Genomic DNA, 22,733 nt, shown 5'->3' on the forward strand with positions numbered 1-22,733 from the left:
TTTTTCGTTTTCAGATGCGCAGGCGCGACGTCTTGCGTCAGGCGGCCTTTGCGTCGCGCATGTAGTCGGTGAAGCGCTTGAAGAGGTAGTTGCTGTCTCGCGGACCGGGCGATGCTTCCGGGTGGTACTGAACCGAAAAGACAGGCTTGCCTTTCAGCTTCAGGCCACAGTTGGAGCCGTCGAACAGCGAGACATGAGTCTCTTCCACGCTTTCGGGCAGGCTCTCGGTATCCACCGCGAAGCCATGGTTCATGGACGTGATCTCGACCTTGCCCGTGGTGTGGTCATGCACCGGATGGTTGGCGCCGTGATGCCCCTGGTGCATCTTGACGGTCTTGCCTCCGAGCGCCAGGGCCAGGATCTGGTGGCCAAGGCAAATGCCAAAGGTCGGAATGCCTGCATCGATCACGCTTTTGATCGCCTTGGTGGCATATTCGCCTGTTGCCGCCGGGTCTCCAGGGCCATTTGACAGGAACAGTCCGTCAGGCTTGTGAGACAGGATCTCTTCGGCAGTTGCGTTCGCGGGAAGCACGGTGACATTGCAGCCAGCTTCCGTGAGCAGGCGGAGGATGTTCCGCTTCACGCCAAAATCAAGCGCAACCACGTTGAACTCGGACTGTCCGGCGGCGCCATATCCTTCGTCCCATTTCCAGGGCGTTTCGGACCAATCGTGCGCCTCGGCGGCGGTCACGTCCTTAGCAAGGTCCATGCCTTCAAGCCCGGGCCATGCGGCGGCCTTTTTCTTCAAGGCCTCGACGTCGAATTTGCCGTCCGGCGAATAGGCGATGACCGCGTGGGGCATGCCTTTTTCGCGGATCAGCGCGGTCAGGGCACGCGTGTCGACGCCCGAAATGCCGATCAGGCCGCGGTCCTTGAGCCATTGGTCAAGGTGCCGCGCCGAACGATAGTTCGACGGATCCGTGACGCTGGCGCTCAAAACGCAGCCGCGAATGCCGGTCTTCGATGACATATCCACCGTTTCGACATCTTCGTCGTTGGCGCCGACGTTGCCGATGTGGGGGAATGTAAATGTGATGATCTGGCCAGCGTAGGACGGGTCCGTCAGGATCTCCTGATAGCCGGTAATTGCGGTGTTGAAGCAAACCTCGCCGACCGCTTCGCCGGTGGCTCCAAGGCCTTCACCCTCGATGACACTTCCATCGGCGAGTACAAGGAGGGCGGTCGCAGGTTTCATTGCCCATGCGTCGGCAGTCGTCATGTCTTGTTTCCAGGTGTTGTTGGTGACATCATGCGCTGCAGGTAAGGCTAGAGCGCGCGGGGATCAATCCCGACAGAATGCCGTCTGCATTAAGCGCCGGACTCTATGGGAAGCAGGTAGAATCGTCAACATTGATGACCTGAAAATAAACCCTTACTATTCAATAGCTTGCTTGTGTGTGGGTTGCAGGCTCGGTGAATGCGCACTATTGTCGGGCGATTGTTCCGGGGCGGGGTTTGAACTATGCGCGAATTGATTGGAACTGCCCTGAAGGAGGCGCAGACGTCGGGAGACAAGCGCCGCCTGGCGACCTTGCGACTTGTGCAGGCCGCAATAAAAGACCGTGATGCAAGCGCTCGCGAGAACGGTCGTGACGGCGTTGCCGAGGCCGAGGTGCTCGATATCCTGCAGAAGATGGTGCGTCAGCGCGACGTTTCCGCTCGCGAGTTTGAAGAAGACGGGCAGCTTGAACTGGCCGAGCAGGAGCGCACGGAAGCCCAGATCATTCGCGAGTTCCTGCCGGTGCAGATCGGCGGAGAAGAAATGATGGCTTTGTGCGAAGAGACCGTGAAGGACATCGACGCTCAGGGATTGCGTGATATCGGCCGCTGCATGTCCGAGCTGAAAGCCCGCTACCCGGGCAAGATGGACTTCGTCCAGGCGTCCTGCCTGGTCAAAGGTCTTCTTCGCAGCGAGAGCAAGGACTAACGGCCCGATCACCTTTACCGGTGAGATGGGCTGATGACTTTATCCAACAGTCTCCACTGCTAGGCGCTGCTCACTGCTGGCGCGCGTGAACGGCAGTGGATATGAACGTTGGTTCCCTGTTATTGTAACTGACTGGCGCAGTTTGATGCGCTCATGCTCAGGCGCTCATTGTGAGACGTCTGGGATGTGTTCCTTGAACCCAAAGGCCCGCAACCGGGCCGTCCGGCAACTTGATGCGCTTCGACAACCGCCTTCTTGATGAAATTAGAGCTCGCCTGACCCTGTCCGATCTGGTCGGGCGCAAGGTCACGTGGGATCGCCGCAAGACCCAGCCGGGCAAGGGAGACTATTGGGCCTGCTGTCCGTTTCATCAAGAGAAAAGCCCCAGTTTTCACGTCGATGACCGGCGCAACCGCTACAAGTGCTTTGGCTGCGGGGCCTCTGGCGATCACTTCCGCTTCGTCACGGAAACGGAGGGCCTGAGCTTTCCCGAAGCCGTGGAGCGTTTGGCCGAACAGGCAGGGGTGCCTTTGCCGGCTCCCGATCCTCAGGCAGCGCGGCGCGAACAAAAGCGCGCCAGTTTGGCCGATGTCTGCGAAATGGCCGCCCGGTTCTTCCAGGGCGAATATGCCGGTCCTCGGGGTGTGCAAGCGCGCGCCTACACTCAAAAGCGCGGGCTCTCTGCAGAAACGCTGGCTGAGTTCCGATTTGGATTTGCGCCTGAAAGCCGGGATGCGCTCAAGAAGTATCTTGCCGAAAAAGGCGTGTCTGAAGGCGCGATGATCGAAGCAGGCCTCGTGATCAAACCCGAGGACGGGCGACCTTGTTATGATCGGTTCCGCGGCCGGCTGATGATCCCGATCCAGGATGAGCGTGGCCGGGTCGTCGCCTTCGGCGGACGTACTCTCAATCCTGAAGGTCAACCGAAATATCTCAACTCACCGGAGACCCCGCTCTTTCACAAGGGAGTAATGCTCTTCAACGCCCATCGGGCGCGTGAACCGGCCTTCAAGTCCGGTCAGGCGGTGGTCGTTGAAGGTTACCTCGATGCGATTGCGCTGTGGCAGGCGGGTGTTCATCACGTCGTGGCGACCCTCGGTACGGCGTTCACCGAAGAGCAGGTGATGCGGCTGTGGAAGTTCGCGAATGAGCCGGTGGTTTGCTTCGACGGCGATGTTGCTGGCGTGTCCGCGGCCCACCGCGCGATCGACCGGATCTTCCCGGTGCTCAAGAGCGGCTTTTCATTCCAGTTCTGCTTCCTGCCGGACGGCATGGACCCCGATGACCTGATCAAGCAGAAGGGGCTTGAGGGCTTCGAAGGTGAGATTGCCTCGGCGCAGGCACTTTCGGAAGTCGTCTGGGACCGGGAAATCTCGGTTGCCCGGCTGGATACGCCGGAGCGGAAAGCAGCTCTTGAGAAACGCTTTGAAGATCTCATCGGAACCATCCGGGATGAACGCGTCCGGCGGCGCTATCAGCTGGATCTGAAGTTCAAGCTGTCGAACCTGTTTTTCCAGCAAGCCCGGCGCGGCGGCCAGCAAAAAGGTGAGTACGGCGGCAAGGGGCGGGAACAGGGGGATGCCTTGCCGATCGGGCGCCCGGCCCGGATCTCTGCGCCTGATAGCCCGATGTATGGCACTGAGCGGCTCATCTGCGGACTGTGTGTCCGCTATCCCCTGCTGCTCGACCGGCATCTCGAACGGATTTCCAGTGCGTTGTTTTCCGAGCAGCTTCACGGACGTTTTCGAGATGCGCTCTGCCGGCTGGTCGACAATCTCGACGAGACACCGGTGTCCGAGCTCGTTCGCTCTTTCGATGAGCCCTTGCATCAGCTCTTGTCAGAGGTGATCGAGGAGACGGCCATGCCGCGTGAGACGCGGCAAAAGGCGGGCAGTTTTTCGGCGTTGATCCAGCGCTTCCCTTTGCTGAAAACCGATCCACCAGAAGATTTTATCGAGGCGGTCTTCATCCATTTCCTGGATGTGCTCGAGCTGAGGGCTCTTGAAGCCGAGCTGGAAACGGAAATGCAGGCGGTCGAGACCGACCTTGATGAAGAGACCTGGATGAGGGTTCAGGCAATGACCCGGGATCTTAGCCGGCGGCGGGAAGAATGCGCCCGGGACGAGGCGGATCTCGCTGAGAGAGCGAAAAAAATCAAGGTTACGTCCCCTCTCGCAGTGGCGCAGAAACCTGACCTTTCGACGCCCGAGGCCCTTGCTGCCGGTCAATAGAGCTTCTTTAGACGGTGAATTTAACGAAAGCTGCAAGTTTTTGGCGCTTTTCCATTGACCGAGGCCGAATCACACTTGCGAATCACAAACGTCGAGCTAAATAGAAGTTCTGCAGCGCAAATACGCCACGGACGGGCCGCTGAGCCCCCGGCGAATAGTCTCATGCGACGCTGCATATCCATACGATCAATCTCGCAGGGAATGCTTGGCATTTCTACGAGGAGGGAGCCGTGCAAGCGAGCGCAGCAAATTTTGGAGGCTGCGTGAAATATTTCACGGTTAATCGGGACTTAAGGGACACAGCTTACAACCCGAATCGATGATTACCCGTCTTGCGGCTGCGCGGCTGACATGCTTGCGCGCCGGGGGCGGTCCGGGTGTAGGAAATTCAGGCGCGGCGCGGCCCCACGGGACCGCGATTCTGGAGCGAAATATGGTAGCCAAGGCGACACAAGCAGACGACACTCAAGAGAACCCAGCAGAGGGCCCTGACGGTCCATTGCTCGACCTGTCGGATGCCGCCGTCAAGAAAATGATCAAAGCTGCGAAAAAACGCGGCTATGTGACTTATGACGAGCTGAATGAAGTTCTGCCTTCGGAAAAGGTAGCCTCCGAGCAAATCGAAGACATCATGTCCATGTTGTCCGACATGGGGATCAACGTCATCGAGGCGGAAGAGGCCGAAGAGAACGCCTCGGAAGAGGCTGAAGGCGGTGGCGATCTGGTTGCCGTGAGCTCCGGCGCCGTGGCCAAGACAACCACGACCAAGGAACCTGCCGACCGCACCGATGATCCGGTTCGCATGTACCTTCGCGAAATGGGCTCGGTCGAGCTGCTTTCCCGTGAAGGCGAAATCGCGATCGCCAAGCGTATCGAGGCTGGCCGCGAGGCCATGATCGCGGGCCTGTGCGAAAGCCCACTGACTTTCCAGGCGATCATCATCTGGCGCGACGAGCTGAACGAAGCCAAGGTTCTGCTGCGCGACATCATCGACCTTGAAGCGACGTATGCCGGTCCGGACGCCAAGAACGGCCCAACGGGAGACAACGACGACGAGGAAGATTCCGAGGCCAAGCCTGCAGCGGAAGAAACCAAGGACGGCGCTGAGGGCGAAAACCAGACGGAAGGCGAAAGCGAAGAGGACGATGACGACGACGAATTCGAGTCCAACGTCTCCCTGTCCGCGATGGAAGCCGAGCTGAAGCCGACGGTTCTTGAGACGTTTGATCGCGTGGCCGACAGCTACAAGAAGCTGCGCCGCCTGCAGGACCAGCTCGTTGAAAACAAGCTTGCCAACAAGACCCTGTCCCCGTCCCAGGAGCGTCGCTACAAGAAGCTCAAGGACGAGATCATCGTTGACGTGAAGAGCCTGTCGCTGAACCAGAATCGTATCGATGCTCTGGTCGCCCAGCTTTACGACATCAACAAGCGCCTGATGGGCTACGAAGGCCGTCTCCTGCGTCTGGCTGACAGCTACAACGTCGACCGGACCGACTTCCTGAAGCAGTATCAGGGTGCGGAACTCGACCCGAACTGGCTGCGCAAGGTCGCCAACCTGTCTACGCGGGGATGGAAGAACTTCATCGCCAAGGAGAAGGAAACGGTTCGCGAGTTGCGGCAGGAAATCCAGACGCTGGCAACGGAAACCGGCCTGGAGATCATCGAATTCCGCCGCATCGTTGCCATGGTGCAAAAGGGCGAACGCGAAGCGCGTATCGCCAAGAAGGAAATGGTCGAGGCCAACCTGCGTCTCGTGATTTCCATTGCCAAGAAGTACACCAACCGTGGCCTGCAGTTCCTCGATCTCATTCAGGAAGGCAACATCGGCCTGATGAAGGCGGTCGACAAGTTCGAATACCGCCGCGGTTACAAGTTCTCGACCTATGCGACCTGGTGGATCCGTCAGGCGATCACCCGTTCGATTGCCGACCAGGCCCGCACGATCCGTATTCCGGTGCATATGATCGAAACGATCAACAAGATCGTTCGTACGTCGCGCCAGATGCTGCATGAGATTGGTCGCGAACCGACCCCGGAAGAGCTGGCTGAAAAGCTGCAGATGCCGTTGGAGAAGGTCCGTAAGGTTCTCAAGATCGCCAAGGAGCCGATCTCTCTCGAAACGCCGATTGGCGACGAGGAAGATTCACATCTCGGCGACTTCATCGAGGACAAGAACGCTGTTCTGCCGATCGATGCGGCCATTCAGTCGAACCTGCGTGAGACGACGACCCGCGTTCTGGCTTCCCTCACGCCGCGTGAGGAACGTGTGCTTCGCATGCGCTTCGGCATCGGCATGAACACGGACCATACGCTTGAAGAAGTCGGCCAGCAGTTCTCGGTTACCCGTGAACGTATTCGCCAGATTGAAGCCAAGGCACTGCGCAAGCTTAAGCACCCGAGCCGGTCGCGCAAGCTGCGCTCGTTCCTCGATAGCTGACGGGTCTTTTGTCACGCGATCCTGATCATCAAGACCCGGCGGCAACGCCGGGTTTTTTGTCGGCAGGTGCCGGCGGGCAGGCGAAGGACAAGTCTTCTTCGTCCACCGCTGCGCCATTGCCCGGCATGAGAAGGGCTGCGCATCTTGATCGGCGGTCCGGTCTCAGTCTTTTTGGTCTGGGTCTTCTTCTTTCTCTATTGCTGCACCTCGGGCTGGTAGTTGTCCTGATCGGCGGCGTAAGCCTGCCTGAAGTTGCCACAGAACCCGAGCCGCGGACGATCCAGGTCGAGCTGGTGCCGCCACCTGAGCCCGAGATCCCTGAACCGGAACTACCTGAACCGGAAATTCCGGAACCTGAAGAACCTGAGCCGGAAACGCCTGAAGAGCCGGAACCAGAGCCCGAACCTGAGGAACAGGAACAGGAACCGGCGGCAGAAGAGCCGCCACCTCCGCCTGAGCCGGCCCCGGAGCCGGAAGAGCCTGCCGAAAGCGAAACTGAACCCGCGCCAGCTCCGCTTGAGGTGCTGCAACCGGTTGTGGAATTCGGCGAGGAGGACAGCAGTTCCGGTGAAGCCCAGGATGGTGATGCTGCCGAGGAACCGGAAGATCCCAGCGATGAACTTCCCGAAGAGCTGCCCCTTGAGGAACAAGCAATTCAGGAAGCTCTCGATGAGGAAGCTGACGCTGCCGGTGAGCCCGATGCAGAGCTCACGCCGGAAGCAGATCCGGATGCGGAGCTGGAGCCTGAACTTGAGCAGGCAGACGAGGACGCCGCGTCGGAAACCTTAGATGCTGAAACCGAAGCCGAAAGCGAGGCTGAGGCCGAAAGCGAGTCAGAGGCAGAAGATGTGCCTGAGGCCGACGAAGGCCAAGAGGAACAGCCCGAGACTGAGGTTGTGGGTGATCCCGGGCCTGACCCCGGACCGGAACTGGCACCTGACACGGAGCTGGAAGATTTCGGAACGGTCGGCCGGATCGTGTCGTCCGCGACGCCGAACCGAAAGCCTGCCGCACCGTCTGCGCGCAGCACGAGCAACGCTGCCTCGGGCAATCGCGGCACGGGGGCTGGGCGCGTTGGGACACGTCCGGTCAGGCGGCTCTTGTCCGACGGGATCCTGAACAACGGGCGCACCCGTACCGCCATGGCGGGCATGTCACGCGCGCAGCGGATGGATCTCTTGTGCATGACCGAGCTGCGCGCCCAGCTTCGGGCAGACAATCCTGCGCGTCCTCCCGAAGCCCTGCCGTCGTTTCGGCAGCCTGCTGGCAATGTGCTGGAGCCCGGCCTCGCCGCATTTCGTGCCGCAGGACAATGGTATGACCTTGCGTTTCGCTGCGAGGTGGATGACCGGGCGACGCGTGTCCTGAATTTCAGATATGGCATCGGCCGGGCTGTTCCACGCTCAGAATGGCAACGCCGCGGGTTCCCGAATTTCTAGAGCCCGGTAGGGTTCGCAATCTCATGTCTCCTAGGTAAAAACATGATGATTGCGGCGTTTCCGTGCCAACTTCTCCTTGGTGTTAGGCTGCGGCAAGTGCATAGGGTGTTCCTGGACGCGCGCAACTTCTTCCGATTTCAAAGGACGTATCAAGATGACATTTCTCAAGCCCTTTACCCCCTATTTGCTGAGTGCCTTGAGGATCGCGTCAGGTCTGCTTTTTCTGCAGCATGGCGCAACGAAGTATCTCAGCTTTCCCAAGACCGAAATGTCGGGCGTCGATCCCATGACGCTGGGCGGTGCTGCGGGTCTGATCGAACTGGTCTGCGGCGCCTTGCTTGTGGTGGGGTTGTTCACGCGCCCGGCGGCATTCCTGGCATCGGGAACAATGGCTGTGGCCTATTTCCTGGCGCACGCGCCGCAAAGCCTCTATCCGATCATCAATGGCGGTGAGCTGGCAGCGCTCTATTCCTTCGTCTTTGTCTATCTGGCTGCTGCCGGCGGCGGGCCGATCAGCATTGACCGGATGGTCGGGCGCGGCTGAACCTCGCCGAACATCTGTCTTGTGATCTGACTTGGAGAGGCGGTCGTTTGACCGCCTCTTTTTGTTTTCGCATCAGCGGCGCGAAAACTGGCTTGACCGCCTTCTTAAAACTATATAACTAGAAATATAGTTATTTAAGCCTGTCGGGATGACTGATGGATATCGAAGAAGCAAGTCAGGGCTTTGCAGCCCTTGGTTCTGAAGCGCGGCTGGAGGTCCTGCTGACGCTGGTCAAGGCCGGCCAGGCAGGGCTGACCGTGGGTGACATCCAGAGCCGAACCAGTATGGCCGCCTCGACACTGGCCCATCATCTGAAGTTTTTGGCATCTGCCGGTCTGATCGTTCAGGAAAAAGCCGGCCGTGCCGTGATCAACCGAGCCGCCTTTGATCATCTCGAGGGCCTGGCCGGATACATCATGAAGGAATGCTGCGCCGACGAGCAGTGCATGCCTGACGGGTGTGCCTCCAACAAGGAGAGTGAAACATGACCGATACCGAGTTTTCTCCAACAAACTCCGGCTGCTGCGCACCGAAGGAAACGAGTTGTTGCAGCGGCAAGAAGGCGAGTTTCGACTGGAGGCCCTGGGTGCTGACGCCCTGGTCGATTGTTGTGGTGGTGCCGCTTCTGGTTCTTGCGCTCGATCCGGAGCGTACTGTGGAAGTGGTCTCCTTCGCGCTTCGGGCCTTCGCCGGGACGCTGCCCTATATCGCCTTTGCCGTTCTGCTGATTGCCTGGCTTAAGGCTGCTGGTGCGGAAGGTCATATCTCCAGGGCGTTCGAGGGACGCGAATGGCAGGCGATCGTGATGGCGGCGCTCTTCGGTGGACTGGCGCCGTTCTGCTCCTGCGAAGTCATTCCCTTCATCGCCGGCCTTCTTGCCGTTGGTGCACCGCTCTCGGCGATCATGGCATTCTGGCTGTCTTCGCCACTGATCGATCCGCCAACGCTCCTGATCACGGCTGGCGCGCTGGGCTGGTCCTTTGCCATCGGCAAGGCCGTCATCGCCGTCAGCCTCGGTCTCTTCGGTGGAGTTGCGGTCGCTCTGGCCATGCGCAGCGGCATGTTTGCTTCGCCTGTTCGGATCGGCTCTGCTGCATCGGGCAGCTGCTGCGGTGCCTCCAAGACAACAGGCAAGCCGGTCTGGCGCGTCTGGAAAGACAGTGAGCGCACCACGCAGTTCTGGTCGGAACTCAAGGCCAACGCGCTGTTCCTCGCCAAATGGCTGGCGCTGGCCTATGTGCTCGAAGCCTTGCTGGTGACTTATGTTCCAGCCAGCCTGATTGCCGGGGTCGTTGGCGGAGAAGGCCTCGTGCCGATCGTGATTGCTGCCTTTGTAGGGATGCCGGCCTATCTCAACAGCTATGTGGCACCACCGCTTTTGTCAGGCCTGATTGATCAGGGCATGAGCAATGGCGCTGCCATGTCCTTCATGATTGCAGGTGCCGTGAGTTCGATCCCGGCCATGGCCGCTGTCTGGTCGCTGGTTCGGCCTCAGGTCTTTGCAACCTATCTCGGTCTTGGTCTCTTCGGAGCCATTGCCTCTGGTCTCATTTTCCAGATGATCGTTTGAGGAAAGTCGATTTGATGTCTCTGGTTATTGTTGAAGTCATTGTGAAATCCGCTGAGCATGGCGGGAGCAAGCTACTCGCTCCCGTCGGCATGCCGACGCCTCATCAGATGGCGTTGCACTTCTCGGTCGAAGGCGGACAGTTTGATCTGACCGGCGAGACCACTTCAGGTCAGATGGCGGCCCTGATCACGCCGGAAGGCGCGGGTGATGATGTCAAACTGGTCTATCACTTCGCCGATGCGGATGGGATGTATCCAGAGAGCGTGTTCCAACCGCGCGAGAGCTGTTTTACCCGGGCGGCGGACGCTCTGGTGACAGATGCCCAGCAGATTGCAGAACAGGCAGTCGATGGCCATGCAGCGATTGCCGCGATCGTTGCTCATACCTCGGAAAAGTTCAGCTACGGGCATGTGGATGTCCGCTTCAATGAAGGCATGGATACCGTTCCACACCTTGGCTGCGGCCTCACCAAGGGCTCCTGCGTCGACATCAACACCTACCTGATTGCATCCCTGCGGTCCGCAGGCCTGGAGGCTGGCTATGTCACCGGATACTTCTTCCCGCAGGAGAAGAACGGTTGTTGTTCTGACATGCATTGCTGGGTCGTGACGCGCCACAATGGCGTGGTGCTGGAGTGGGACATCGCGCATCACAAGAAGATGGGCAAGGAGGACATATGCTGTGGTCTCAATCCAAAGCCCGGTAGCCGTGTCGCTCTCGCCCATTCCATGGGGCTGGCCTTTCCCGAGCTTGGCATCTTTGAGGAAAAGCTGATCGCCGAGCCGGTCGTGGTGTCGGATGAAGGAACCATTCGGCTGCATGATCTGGAAATCCGGATGAGACTGGCAGGGGATTAAGCCGGGTTTTCCGCTTTCAGGCTGATATCTGTCGGGATCCGAGGCATTGTGTGAGCCTCGGTCCGATCTATTGTGGCGCAGAGTTTCCCATCAATATGGTTGCCCCAATGTCGAACCCGACCACCTTAGCCCTGATCAAGTCCTATTATGCTGCCTTCAACGCCGGTGATGCCGAGCAGATGCTGTCGATGGTGAGTGATGACATTGCGCATGACGTGAACCAGGGTGACCGGCGCTCCGGCAAGACGCTTTTCGCCGAGTTCAACGCGCATATGACGCGCTGCTACAAGGAAGAGCTGACCGACATCGTTGTCTTTGCCGACGAGACTGGAACGCGGGCGGCGGCTGAATTCACCGTCAACGGCACGTATCTTTCGACCGACGAGGGTCTGCCGGAGGCGAACGGCCAAACCTATCGCCTGCCGGCCGGCACCTTCTTTGACCTGAAAGAGGGCAAGATCTCCAGGATCACCACCTACTACAACCTCGAAGACTGGATTGCCCAGGTGAATGCCTGAGCCTATTTGCGCTGGCGGCTGAAGACCATTTTCTGTGAGGTCAGAACCTCCGGCAATCCTGTCCAGGCGTAGGTCAGGAGGGCTGGCTCGGTCTTTGAGACCGTGATCCGATGCATGTGATGCGGCGGGTTGAAGATCATGGAGCCGGGTGCATAGACACCTTGATGGTTCTCCGAGACCGCGCCTGACAGACAGATGTAGCTTTCCGAAATCCCGTTATGAGCGTGTGCCGGATAGGTGCAGCCGGGCGCGAAGAGCACGAGGCCGAGGATCACCTGATCGGTCAGAACCGGGCCATTGGGGCCGCAGATTTCCGCGTAGGCGTAGGTCTTCTCCAGCCCGCGCGGCACTTTCTCATAGCCGTATTGCCAGACCAGATGGTCCTGAACGGCCTCAAGCGAGCGGATCAGCGGAGCGGTTCGCTCCAGCTTTCCCTCGTCCAGGGCACGTCTGAGATGTGCGGTCACGGGTTTCTGGGCCGGGCTGTCAAAACGCACCTCGGCATTGCTCTTTGTGACCCGGCTGATGGCCTCTCGCACGGCACGTTGATGGCCCCGGATACGATCGCTGCCGCCTGAGGACAGGAAACGGTAGAGCTCGTAGTATTCCCGTAGAAGGTAGCCCCAATCGGGCAAGTCAGAGAGATGACGGTCCGACATCTTGTCTCCAGAAAAATATCCTTGCCAGATGGCACGTTTCAGCATCCTGCAAAAAGCAGGTCGGATCGTATATAGATAACTGTTCCTGTGAGACAATTTGGAATGGCATTACGACTTGATTTGGCTTGCGCGCGACCTCCACGAGGTTAAGCTTCCCGCGTAGAACTAGAGAAAGTCGTTTCATGAACATCATCGTCGTCGGGGCCGGGATTTCGGGCCTCTCCACCGCCTGGTCTCTGGCCAGGAAAGGCGTTGCCGTCACTCTGCTGGAACAGGGGCCGATTCCCAATCCACTCTCGGCGTCCGGGGATCAACACCGGATCATCCGACGGGCCTATGGCGGGCAGGGCGGATATCAGCGCCGCATGAGTGAGGCCTTTGAAGCCTGGGACGCCATGTGGGACGACCTCGGTGAGAGTCATCTCGTGGATACGGGGTATATGCTTCTGTCGCAGGTGCCCGGAGATGAAGGCGAAGAGTATCGTGACGGCCTGATTGAAGGTGGCTATGCCTTTGAGGAACTGAGCCCGGCCGAGACTGCAGCGCGATATCCCTTCATTGATGCCGGCACCATCCGCTTCGGTGCGGTCAGCCCTGAGGGGGGTGTGCTCCTGTGCCAGAAGATCGCTGCTGCCTTGCGTGACTGGCTCAGGGCCAATGGGGCCGACGTGCGTGAAAACTGCAAGGTTACCTCACTGGATGCGGAAGCCGGGCGTGTTCGGCTGGAAACCGGCGAGGAACTGGTCGGCGACAAGGTGGTTGTGACAGCCGGGGCCTGGACGCTTCGCCTCCTGCCGGACCTTGCCTCCTCGCTGACGACCTATCGCACGGCCGTTGCCTATCTGACCCCTCCAGCAGACCTGAAAACCGCGTGGGAGAAGGCGCCCGTGATCCTTGATGTGGGTGGGAGCGTGGATGGCTATGTGCTGCCGCCGGTGGCAGGAACAGGACTGAAGGTCGGCGCGGGCATTCACAAATACAAGTGCGAACCGGACACCGACCGCAGCGCGAAGGCGGGTGAGGGCGAGAAAATCCGCAATTACTTCGCCCCACCCTTTGCACGGATCGAAGACTACGGCGTCGCCGACGTTGTGACCTGCGCCTACACCTTCACCGAAGACCGGCACTTCTTTGTGCGCGAGATTGGCCGCACCATCGCCGTGTCGGCCTGTTCCGGACATGGCTACAAGTTCGGCGCAGCGGTCGGTCACCAGATTGCAGGTGGACTGTTGAGTGGTGACGTCGATGCGTCAAGGCGTTGGCTGGAAGCGCGGGACTGATCGAACCCTGCCGATTGCTGCGGTTCTGGCTGGCATGTACCGCGCGACCTGTGCGGCTTGCCGTCAGGCTGTGTCGTGCCTTCGTAGCTTTGAAGGCCATGGCGGCATCCCAAAGGTGTCGAACAAAGCCAGAAGGCGTGCGCTCAAAAAGTACACTTGTCAGTGTGGAAATTGTGCCTGATCACGGCCGCACTGCCGGTTTTGTCGCGGTAGGGTGTTGATTTTTCTCGAGCCGACCTTGATGTTTGTGCCGAGGGAAGTGGTGAGGAAATTATATGACAATTGAAATCAGGATTTTGAAGGGCGATGAACTTGAGGCGGCTCTCCCGGACCTCGCCAAGCTTCGCATCAAGATCTTTCGCGACTGGCCCTACCTTTATGACGGCACGATGGAATATGAGCAGGCCTATCTGTCGCGCTATGCCCAGACCGAGGGAGCGGTCATCGTCGGAGCCTATGACGGCGACACCCTGGTGGGCGCTGCGACTGGGGAGCCGCTGGAACAGGAAGTGATCCAGTTCCGTGGTCCGTTCGAGGACAAGGGGCTGGACCCGCGCGAAATCTTCTATCTGGCAGAAGCCCTGCTCGATCCAGCCTATCGCGGTCAGGGAATTGGTCATCTGTTTTATGATGAGCGTGAAGCCCATGCCAAGGCGCTGGGGTTCTCGACGGCGGCCTTTTGCGCGGTTATCCGCCCGGACAACCACCCGCTGAAACCGGACAACTATTCGCCGCTGGATGATTTCTGGCGCAAACGCGGCTATGACAAACTTGCCGGCGGGATCGTGCATTTCCCCTGGCAGGATGTGGGCGAGGACGTGGAGAGCGAGAAGCCGATGCAGGTCTGGATCCGCTCGCTCTAATCGGTATCTACCTCTGAAACTTGGAACAAAGCCGGAGCCCGCATCAAAGGGGCGCCGGCTTTTTTGTTTGAGCCTACTGGTCCAGTTCCCAGACGATGGTGACATTGGCCGAGAGCGTCTCCTGGCCTGCCTCGATCGGAACGGCAGCTTCCGCCATCATCATTTTGTCCGCGCGCATGGCATAGGGACGCGGCGCGATCGCTCCGCTTTCAGAGATCGACAGGACCCGGCCGAGCGATACGCCTGCGGCTTCTGCGTAGAGCGCGGCCTTGGTTCTGGCGTTTTCAACGGCAGCCTTGCGTGCCGCGTCCATCTTCTTGTCCGCGTCGCTCACCTGGAACGAAATGCCGCCGACCTCATTTGCGCCGGACCGCACGACCGTGTCGAGAATGGCGCCCAACTTGTCGAGATCGCGCACCTGGATGGTGACACCATTTGAAACTTCATAGCCGACGATCTTCAGTGGCTGGTTGGGATCGTCGCGGCGATCCGCATAGCGCGGATGAATGGAAAAGCCGCTTGTCTGTATGTCTTTTGCGGCGATGCCTGCCTCTTTGATTTTGGAGATGACCTCGTTCATCGCCTGGGTGTTGCTGGACAGGGCTTCAGGGGCTGACTTCGCCGGTGTCACGACGCGCGTCGTCACGACGCCCATGTCCGGAGCCAGCGAGATCTTGCCCTGGCCGGAAATCGTAATGGTCGCCGGGGTCTTGCTCTCATCGGCATGGGCTGGTGCCGGTACCAGCGGAGAGAGCGCGAAAAGTGCTGCGATCAAAAAGGTGCCGGCGGCCTTTCTGGCGCTGGTTTCGCCTTCGTGGCGGCGGGTCTGCGGCAGGCGCGAAAGGGGCTTAGAAAACAAGATCATACCTCACATAAAATCGCGGCGGGGACCGCTTGTCTTTTAACGAGCCTATCTTTCAGTCCGATTGCGGCACGGCAAAGGCGTTTCGGTTCATCTCCGGTTCAGGTCAGCCGGCCGGTTCGTCGCCTTCGAGCCTTTCGGGAAACACTGCAATGTCGCCATTGGCGGACAGGAGGACCGCTATCGGGCGCGACCGCTCGAATTTGGCGCAGATGATCAGGATCACCACGGTCAGCGGGACACAAAGGACCATGCCGACCACGCCCCAGATCGCCCCCCAGAAGGCGAGGGAGATCATGATGACCAGGCCGGAAAGGTTCAGACTGGAGCCCATCAGCCTCGGCTCGATGAGGTTGCCGATCGAAAACTGGATCGCGCCCAATCCGGCGACGATCAGAATGAAGGGACCCAGCGTGTCGAAAAACACCAGCGACAGAAGCGCGGGAAAGATCACGCTGACGAGCGAGCCAATGGTGGGAATATAGTTTAGCAGAAAGGCGATGAAGCCGAAGAGGGCTGCATAGGGCAGCCCCATGGCCCAGAGGATCAGGCTGGTGAGAAGACCAGTTGCTATGCTGACGACGGTCTTGATGCCGAAATAATGCAGGATGGACCGGTTGATCTCTTCGCGCAGGGCAAAGGCAGCCCGCGCGCGCGCAGGCGTGGCGAAGAGTTTTTCGAACTTGTGGTCGAAGGTCGACTGCTCGAGCAGAAGAAACAGCACATAGATGAACACAAGCGAGGCGGACCCGGCGATTGTAGTGATGAAGCCTGCGCCTGCCGTGACCAGTTTCGGCAAGATGGCGTCCGGCAGGAAGTCCTGCAGCTCCAGCGGATCGTTGAGCTTGATCAGGGCGGCGAACTGATTGAAGACCTCCTCGAGCCGCACCTGATAGGCCGGAGCGTCTCGTGCCAGCTGTGTCAGATTTTCTGCAACCATATCCAGAATGAGGGTCGATGTCAGAAAGATCGTCACCAGCGAGAGCGGGAAGGCGATCCAGCCCGGCAGGCGCCAGGCGCCGAAGGGAACAAGCTGAAAGCCGTGGGACAGGGCATTGATCAGGTACCAAACGATCAGGGCGATGGCCAGGGGCAAGAGCAGCGCCCGGCCTGTGACCAGCAGCCAGCCGACAAGGCAGACCAGGATGAGGCTCAATGTGATGCTGAGCAGCGATGACCGCATGATGTTCCCTTTGGATCCATGGCCTTGATGGCTCTCATCGCTACACGCTTCGGCGCGGATTGGAAAGGGATCGGCAGCTTCCAGGTGGCCAGCTGCGCCCGCCTGATCAAGCGAAACCGGAGCACTTAAAGGCAGGCGGCACCAACCATTTTCAGCCTGTTGTGCGCCGCGATTTGCTGAAAGCGCACGATTTCCAAAAGAGGCCATCAGACAACCGCCAAAGCGCTTGCGGCGCAAAGAGGCTTTGGTGTAGTTAGCAGGTGTCCGGTCACTGAATTCGTTGCAGGTTGCTGCCACATGTCAGTCCGTCGACAGGGCCTGTAGCTCAACTGGTTAGAGCCGTCCGCTCATAACGGATTGGTTGGGGGTTCGAGTCCCTCCGGGCCCACCATTCTTTCTGGTTGCATAATGGAGGTTACGCCTAGCGGTGTAGCTCGCCACGCAAAACTGGAATGTTTGACACGGCGAACTGGAATTTTCAGTTTTTGCGTGGTTTCAGGCGCGCTGGGCGGTGAATTGACGTTTTCGCCACCCGTTTTCAAGCTTCAGTGCCGATGCAAGGGCGTCTTTTGAATACCGCTTGAAGACCCTTTAAACCCCGTTAAATCGCCATTTATGGCGCCAGATAAGGGCGGGAAACGGACGTTCGTTGCGATCCGAACCAACGGCAATACAGCGGGTCGGGCTGCCGTTCGCACAGCCCCCTGAACCGTCAACATGGCATCGGTGCGAACTGCTCGCATCGAGTTGGTGTCAGTTCAACGAGTCACGGCACCGGACTGGCAAACATCTATGAAGGCCCGTAGCGGGGCAGGAGTCGAGCGACTCGGGTAGTAAAGGTGCGGCCCCTCCTGTGTTGGCCACCAGTCCCGCAGAATGGGGACAAGCGCGCCTGTGGCCATGTCTTCGTCCAGCCAATTGCGGAATGCATAAATGATTCCGATCCCGTTGCGCGCATAGCTTCGCCCCGTGTCAAGCGCAGCAACACCGAGTACAAGCCGGTTGACCGGTTCGACCCGGACTGACCGTTTCCCGGATTGCAGGTCCCATGGGAGCAATGGGCCGCCTGGCAGGCGATATCGGATCGCATCATGCGCGGTCAGCTCTTCCGGTTTCCGAGGGACACCGTGGGCTTGCAGATAGGCGGGCGATGCCGCCAGCGCTAACTGCTGCTTCCTCGGTCCGATCGGGATCGAAACCATGTCCTGTTCCAGCAGGGAGCCGTAGCGGATGCCCGCGTCGCACCCTGCGGCGACAATGTCGATCAAGTCGCTTTCCACAATGATTTCAACTTCCACACTGGGGTGGCGTGTCCGGTATTCGGCCAATAGCGGTGGCAGGATATCCGGCACTACGGCTCCCGGTACGTTCAGTTTCAGCCGTCCCTTCACCTCACCGCCCAGGTTGGCCGCCTCGACACAGGCCGCATCCAGTTCTGAGAGCAATGGTGCGATGCGATCCGCAAGCTGTTGCCCTGCGTCGGTGGCATGCAGGCTGCGCGTCGTGCGGCGCAGCATCGGGACGCCGAGCTGCGCCTCGATCCGGGTGATTGTCGTGCTGATCTTGGAGGGAGCCACACCAAGTCTTCGGGCTGCGGCCCGAAAGCCCCCCTCGCGGAGGACCATGAGAAAGACGGCGAGATCATCGATGGAGACACTGTTCTTCATAGAGAACAAGGTATTCAAAATTCGATGGTTTTCCAACCTAAGGAGAACAGTCATGCTGCCCGCTGATGGAAATGCCGTACATGGCGCGGCGCAGGAAAGACGATTGGAGACGGGATTATGCTTATCGTTACAGGAGCTTCCGGAAAGTTGGGGCGCATGATCGTTGATGCGCTGCTGCATCATGTTCCTGCAGAGCGCATTGGCGTCAGCGTCCGCGCGCCGGAGAAAGTGGCTGACCTTGCCAAGCGCGGCGTGCGTGTCCGGCGCGGCGACTACTCTGAGCCCGACAGCCTGCGCCACGCTTGGGAAGATGCCGAACGGATACTGCTGGTGTCCTCCAATGCCGCGGCCACGGGGGGAGATCCGCTGAAACAACACGAAACGGCCATCGCGATCGCCAAGGAGGTGGGCGTGCAGCGGCTGTTCTACACCAGCCAGGTCTCGAGTTCTCCGGACTCGCAGTTCCCGCCCGGACGCGATCACGCCGCGACTGAGAAGATGCTGGCAAGTGCCGGGATAGCCTGGACCGCACTGCGCCATGGGTTCTACGCTGACAGTATACTCGCCATGAATGCGAAAGGCTTCGAGAGCGGCGTATTGACCGGCCCGGAGGACGGCAAAGTCGCCTGGACGGCCCACGAGGACCTGGCAGCGGTCGATGCTCTCTTGCTGGCCGGGCGCGAGTTCATAGATGGTCCGACGCCACCGCTGACCGGGAACGAGGCGTTAGACCTCACCGACCTTGCGCATTTGGCGGGTGAAGCGTCTGGACGAACGATTGAGCGGTGCTTCGTCAGTGAAGACACCATGGTGGAAAATGCGCAGCGTGCAGGTGCACCGGCAGGCGCCATCGCGGTCATGGTGGGTTACTATCGCGCGGCATTGGCTGGCGAATTTGCGACCCTTGATCCGACGCTGCAAAAGCTCCTCGGTCGCCAACCGACAGCCGTTCGGGACGTGTTTGAGAGCATATTCAGCTAAGACCTGACACGCGACGGCTACCAAACCATTGGCACAGCGGATGTGATCTCGAAGTGGTCACCTCTTTCCGCCAATCGCCAACGTCAACAAGGACCCGTTCCTGCCGTTCATTGCAAACCCACCAACATCCGAAATGGGTCGAAAACTGACCATCTCACGCCTGCGGCACGACCGGCAAGAAGTAGTGCAACACCACCTTCACGGCCCCACCGCTAAAACTCCCTCCATTTGCAGTCAGCCTGACCGGCGTATCCGAGTAGAACGCCTGCGGCCCGATCACCCCGGCATTGGTTGAGCCAGCCGCGATCCCGAGCGATCCGCCGAACTTGGATGTCTCACCCGATAACCCGCAGTCGTAGGAGGTTGCTCCTGTAATGGTCGTCGTTGTCCGGGTTGAGACGCCAAAGACGATCGCCCGGTTTGGAATGACGATCGAGGTGTCGACGCTAGCGCCGGACAAGCCGGACCAGAAACAATTTGAAGACCAGCGGAACTTGCGGGCGCCTTCGAGCTCAGTCCGACCTCCGCATCACCGCTCTCGCATTGCATGTGCGATTTGATCGCGAACTGGCTTGATCAGATAAGATAGCACTGTTCTGTTTTGCGTGGTCATGAAGGCCTCTACCGGCATTCCAGGCACGAGAGCGGCCCCGCCTAGTTTCGACAGCTCAGCCTCATCGATCGCAAGTCTGGCGGTGTAGTAGCTGAGGCCTGTGCGTTCGTCCTCTGTCAGATCAGCGGAAATCGTCAAAAGGCGGGCGTTGAGTTCCGGAGTTGTGCGCTGATCGAAACTGGGAAAACGAACCCTGGCACGCTGTCCCTGTCCAAGCTGATCAATATCGACTGGCCGGACCTGGGCTTCCACGATGAGCTTGTCTTCTCGCGGAACAACCAGCATGATGGGTTCGCCAGCAGCAACCACACCACCGATGGTATGAACAGCCAGCTGATGGACGTAGCCTGTCTGCGGTGCGCGCAAGTCGACACGCTGCAACTGATCTTCTGCAGCAATGCGTTGTTCGGCAAGGCGGGCCAATTCGGATCGAACCTCCTGCAGCTGTTCAAGAACCTCTGCACGGAAATTCTCGTCGATCTGGAGGATCTGGATCTCTCTTTCGCTGATTGCTTCCCGAGCCTGGGCAATTTGAGCAATCAGACTGCCATGCTCACCGCGCAAGCGGGTTTTCTCGCGGCGCAATGACGTCACGCGGCTTTTGGAGACCAACTGCTTCGCCAAGAGGGCATTGAGGTCAACAAGTTCAAGATCGATGAGCTCGATCTCTTGCGCTTTTGCGTCCAGCTGCGCCTCCAGGCCCTCAATCTGCCGATCCAGCTGGGTGATCTGCTCGCTGAGCTGCTGACGTTGACCTGACAGCGAGTTCCGCCGTGCCTCAAACAAGAGTTTTTGGCCGATTTCAACTTCAGTCAGACTGCGGGTTCCGCCCGGCCCTAGAAATGCAATCACAGTTCCGCCGTCACGCTCGGCAAGTAGCCGTTTTTCCTGAGCTTCGAGTTCAGCAAGCTGCTTGGTAATCACGGCAAGGTTCGCGCGCGTCACGGTGTCATCAAGGCGAAGTAGCAGTTCTCCGGCCTCCACCAAGTCACCATCATCGACCTTGATCTCACGCACGATCCCGCCTTCCTGATGCTGGACCTGCTTGATATTGCTTTCCACCACCACGGTCCCTGAGGTCACGACAGCGCCCGATATGCGGGCCACAGCCAACCACCCACCGAGGCCGACGACAACTGTAAGGCTGATCAGCAGTACTGCAAGCAGATGCGCTTTGACTGTTCGTTTGAGATGAGCATCGCTACCTGGCTCCGCGTTCATGCCCTGCCTCCAACACTGGCCACCGGCAAAACCACTTTCTTGAGAACCTCGTCCTTAGGCCCGAAGGCAACTGCCTGTCCTTCCCTCATGCAAAGGACCTTATTCGCTGCGGTAATCGCACTGGGACGATGCGCGATCACAACGACAATGGAGCCACGCTCGCGCATCGCCATGATTGCATTGGTCAAGGCATTTTCGCCTTCTGCGTCGAGGTTGGAGTTGGGCTCGTCGAGCACAATCAGGAACGGGTCGGCGTAGAGCGCACGAGCCAGTGCAAGGCGCTGGCGCTGGCCTCCTGACAGATTGAGACCCGCTTGCCCAATGACAGTATTGTACCCATCCGTCAGCCCGACAATCAGGTCGTGAACATCAGCAAGTCTGGCAGCTTCGGTAATTGCCTCAGGACTCGCGTCGTCGCGAAAGCGCGCAATATTCTGCGCGATGGTGCCGTCGAAGAGTTGCAGATCCTGGGGCAGGTATCCGATGAAGTCGCCACGTCGATCAATCGGCCATTGCCTGATATCCGCTCCATCGTAAGAAACCACGCCGCGAAGAATTGGCACTGCCCCGACAAGCGCTCTTGCCAGCGTCGATTTGCCTGAACCAGAGGGCCCGATGATGCCAAGACCATCTCCGGCGGCAAGATCAAATGAAACATTGGTCACGAACGGCGTTTGCTCGCCGAAGGGCCCGCAACTTACCTTCTCCAGGGACAGTGACGTCTGAGGTAAAGGCAATTCCAGTTTTGGCTTCTCTTCTGCCGCCAATGGAAGCCACTCTTTCAAGCGATGCAAGGCCTGACGACAGGCGACAAAGCTCCGCCATTGCGCCACGGCCTGTTCAATCGGCGCAAGCGCCCTGGAAGTCATGATCGACGCAGCAATCATGACGCCCGGCGTGATTTCCTGTTGGATCGCGAGCCAGGCTCCGGCGCCCAGGACGGCGGATTGCAATACGAACCGGACCGTCTTGATCAGCGTCGAGAAAAATCCACCCCTGTCAGAGGCCCTCAATTGGGTCGCCCGAAACCCGTCGTTGAGCAACTCCCATTTTGCCGTCAAGGCCCCTTCCATCCCCATTGCCTGGATTGCTTCCGAGTTCCGCTTGCCCGCTTCGACTTCGGCGGCACGGCCGCCTGCCTTGCGGCTCGCTTCCGCGACTGGCGTCTTTGAAAACACCTCATTCAGGCCAATCAATCCGGAAATGACCACTGCGCCCCCGAGAGCAACAAAACCCAAGATCGGATGAAACAGGAAGACGAGCGCAATGTAGAAAGGCAGCCAGGGTAGGTCGGCAATCGCAGCAGGCCCCGCACCGGAGAGAAATTGACGGACAGTATCAAGGTCTTGAACTGGACGCATGTTTGCCGATCGGCGACCAAGACGAACAGGCAGGCTTGTCGAAAGGCGAAAGACCGCACCAGACATACTCGCATCGATCCGGTGAGCCAGACGTGCGAGCACACGGCTTCTGAGGCCCTCCAGAACGCCGTAGAAGGCATAAAGTACAATTGCCAGGCTGCCGATCACGACGAGGGTCGGCACTGACCCGCTTGCAAGGACCCGGTCATAGACCTGAAGCATGAACAGCGGTCCGGTCAACATCAAGAGATTGATAAGAAAGCTGACAAGACCAACCGCAGTCAAGGCAAAGCGGACGTTGCGGAAAGCCATCGAGAGGACTGAAGCGGCACCATCCGGCGTCTCTGAACTACGCATCTTGGGTTCGATACTCTATGGAATGGGAGGAGTGTGAAAGATGGGCAAACAGCGCGGCTCACACAGACTGTGTGCAGTACGCCTGCGGCCCCCGAGCGAGGCGGGAGCCACAGAAGTGCATCTAAATGGCGCTGACTGTAGCCGCCATGTACCGCGTCACCAC

At 59.1% G+C, this 22,733-nt stretch carries 19 protein-coding genes, 1 tRNA gene and 1 pseudogene; 13 read left to right on the top strand and 8 right to left on the bottom strand.

Annotated features, from left to right (window positions below; all coding sequences use genetic code 11):
- Positions 1-37: 37 nt before the first annotated feature.
- The gene (gene carA / locus IG617_RS07665) at positions 38-1,219 is read right to left on the bottom strand and encodes a glutamine-hydrolyzing carbamoyl-phosphate synthase small subunit (protein WP_192108654.1); all 1,182 of its coding nucleotides are present in this window, start codon (positions 1,217-1,219) and stop codon (positions 38-40) included.
- Between the two features lie 243 nt (positions 1,220-1,462).
- Here carA and IG617_RS07670 point away from each other — a divergent pair, with 243 nt between their 5' ends.
- From IG617_RS07670 to IG617_RS07710, 9 genes are all read left to right on the top strand, one after another.
- Positions 1,463-1,927 carry a GatB/YqeY domain-containing protein gene (locus IG617_RS07670; protein ID WP_192108655.1) on the top strand — a complete coding sequence of 155 codons (465 nt, stop codon included), beginning with the start codon at positions 1,463-1,465 and terminating at the stop codon, positions 1,925-1,927.
- Between the two features lie 233 nt (positions 1,928-2,160).
- A complete protein-coding gene (dnaG, locus tag IG617_RS07675; RefSeq protein WP_192108656.1) occupies positions 2,161-4,158 on the top strand; it encodes a DNA primase in 1,998 nt (665 codons plus the stop codon).
- A 433-nt stretch (positions 4,159-4,591) separates the two neighbouring features.
- A complete protein-coding gene (rpoD, locus tag IG617_RS07680) occupies positions 4,592-6,595 on the top strand; it encodes an RNA polymerase sigma factor RpoD (RefSeq protein WP_192108657.1) in 2,004 nt (667 codons plus the stop codon).
- Between the two features lie 8 nt (positions 6,596-6,603).
- Positions 6,604-8,034 carry a DUF930 domain-containing protein gene (locus IG617_RS07685; protein WP_192108658.1) on the top strand — a complete coding sequence of 477 codons (1,431 nt, stop codon included), beginning with the start codon at positions 6,604-6,606 and terminating at the stop codon, positions 8,032-8,034.
- Between the two features lie 154 nt (positions 8,035-8,188).
- Positions 8,189-8,578 carry a DoxX family protein gene (locus tag IG617_RS07690; protein WP_192108659.1) on the top strand — a complete coding sequence of 130 codons (390 nt, stop codon included), beginning with the start codon at positions 8,189-8,191 and terminating at the stop codon, positions 8,576-8,578.
- 155 nt (positions 8,579-8,733) lie between these two features.
- Entirely contained in the window at positions 8,734-9,066 is a 333-nt protein-coding gene (locus IG617_RS07695) for an ArsR/SmtB family transcription factor (RefSeq protein ID WP_192108660.1), read from the top strand.
- Entirely contained in the window at positions 9,063-10,148 is a 1,086-nt protein-coding gene (locus IG617_RS07700) for a permease (protein ID WP_192108661.1), read from the top strand. The genes IG617_RS07695 and IG617_RS07700 overlap by 4 nt, the downstream gene beginning before the upstream one ends.
- Positions 10,149-10,162: 14 nt before the next feature.
- Complete coding sequence (locus tag IG617_RS07705) at positions 10,163-11,005, top strand: transglutaminase-like domain-containing protein (RefSeq protein ID WP_192108662.1); 843 nt, start codon at positions 10,163-10,165, stop codon at positions 11,003-11,005.
- Positions 11,006-11,112: 107 nt separating this feature from the next.
- A complete protein-coding gene (locus IG617_RS07710) occupies positions 11,113-11,523 on the top strand; it encodes a ketosteroid isomerase-related protein (RefSeq protein ID WP_192108663.1) in 411 nt (136 codons plus the stop codon).
- A 2-nt stretch (positions 11,524-11,525) separates the two neighbouring features.
- Here IG617_RS07710 and IG617_RS07715 read toward each other — a convergent pair whose 3' ends face one another.
- Positions 11,526-12,182 carry a dimethylsulfonioproprionate lyase family protein gene (locus IG617_RS07715; RefSeq protein ID WP_192108664.1) on the bottom strand — a complete coding sequence of 219 codons (657 nt, stop codon included), beginning with the start codon at positions 12,180-12,182 and terminating at the stop codon, positions 11,526-11,528.
- A 182-nt stretch (positions 12,183-12,364) separates the two neighbouring features.
- On the opposite strand from IG617_RS07715, the gene IG617_RS07720 reads away from it, so the two are divergent.
- Both IG617_RS07720 and IG617_RS07725 read left to right on the top strand, forming a co-directional pair.
- Positions 12,365-13,462 (top strand): NAD(P)/FAD-dependent oxidoreductase, encoded by a 1,098-nt coding sequence (locus tag IG617_RS07720; RefSeq protein ID WP_192108665.1) that lies wholly within the window; start codon positions 12,365-12,367, stop codon positions 13,460-13,462.
- Between the two features lie 275 nt (positions 13,463-13,737).
- Positions 13,738-14,325, top strand: a complete 588-nt coding sequence (locus IG617_RS07725; RefSeq protein WP_192108666.1) for a GNAT family N-acetyltransferase — start codon at positions 13,738-13,740, stop codon at positions 14,323-14,325.
- A 73-nt stretch (positions 14,326-14,398) separates the two neighbouring features.
- On the opposite strand, the gene IG617_RS07730 is transcribed toward IG617_RS07725, so the two are convergent.
- Positions 14,399-15,184, bottom strand: a complete 786-nt coding sequence (locus tag IG617_RS07730; protein ID WP_254170483.1) for an SIMPL domain-containing protein — start codon at positions 15,182-15,184, stop codon at positions 14,399-14,401.
- Between the two features lie 109 nt (positions 15,185-15,293).
- On the bottom strand, positions 15,294-16,667 hold the full coding sequence (locus tag IG617_RS07735) for an AI-2E family transporter (protein WP_209008347.1): 1,374 nt from the start codon (positions 16,665-16,667) through the stop codon (positions 15,294-15,296).
- A 17-nt stretch (positions 16,668-16,684) separates the two neighbouring features.
- Here IG617_RS07735 and IG617_RS07740 point away from each other — a divergent pair.
- Positions 16,685-16,761, top strand: a tRNA-Ile gene (locus tag IG617_RS07740).
- 367 nt (positions 16,762-17,128) lie between these two features.
- Here the strand turns inward: IG617_RS07740 and IG617_RS07745 are convergent.
- On the bottom strand, positions 17,129-18,037 hold the full coding sequence (locus tag IG617_RS07745; protein WP_192108668.1) for a LysR family transcriptional regulator: 909 nt from the start codon (positions 18,035-18,037) through the stop codon (positions 17,129-17,131).
- A gap of 117 nt (positions 18,038-18,154) precedes the next feature.
- Here IG617_RS07745 and IG617_RS07750 point away from each other — a divergent pair, with 117 nt between their 5' ends.
- Positions 18,155-19,018, top strand: a complete 864-nt coding sequence (locus IG617_RS07750) for an NAD(P)H-binding protein (RefSeq protein ID WP_192108669.1) — start codon at positions 18,155-18,157, stop codon at positions 19,016-19,018.
- Between the two features lie 154 nt (positions 19,019-19,172).
- On the opposite strand, the pseudogene IG617_RS07755 reads toward IG617_RS07750, so the two are convergent.
- From IG617_RS07755 to IG617_RS07765, 3 genes and pseudogenes are all read right to left on the bottom strand, one after another.
- Positions 19,173-19,478 (bottom strand): annotated as a pseudogene (locus IG617_RS07755) (DUF2793 domain-containing protein); the annotation flags it as partial.
- Between the two features lie 69 nt (positions 19,479-19,547).
- On the bottom strand, positions 19,548-20,852 hold the full coding sequence (locus tag IG617_RS07760; RefSeq protein WP_192108670.1) for an HlyD family type I secretion periplasmic adaptor subunit: 1,305 nt from the start codon (positions 20,850-20,852) through the stop codon (positions 19,548-19,550).
- Complete coding sequence (locus IG617_RS07765; RefSeq protein ID WP_192108671.1) at positions 20,849-22,570, bottom strand: type I secretion system permease/ATPase; 1,722 nt, start codon at positions 22,568-22,570, stop codon at positions 20,849-20,851. The genes IG617_RS07760 and IG617_RS07765 overlap by 4 nt, the downstream gene beginning before the upstream one ends.
- Between the last annotated feature and the right edge of the window lie 163 nt (positions 22,571-22,733).

It is taken from the genome of Roseibium polysiphoniae, from assembly GCF_014842925.1.
In the GTDB taxonomy this organism is placed as follows: domain Bacteria; phylum Pseudomonadota; class Alphaproteobacteria; order Rhizobiales; family Stappiaceae; genus Roseibium; species Roseibium polysiphoniae.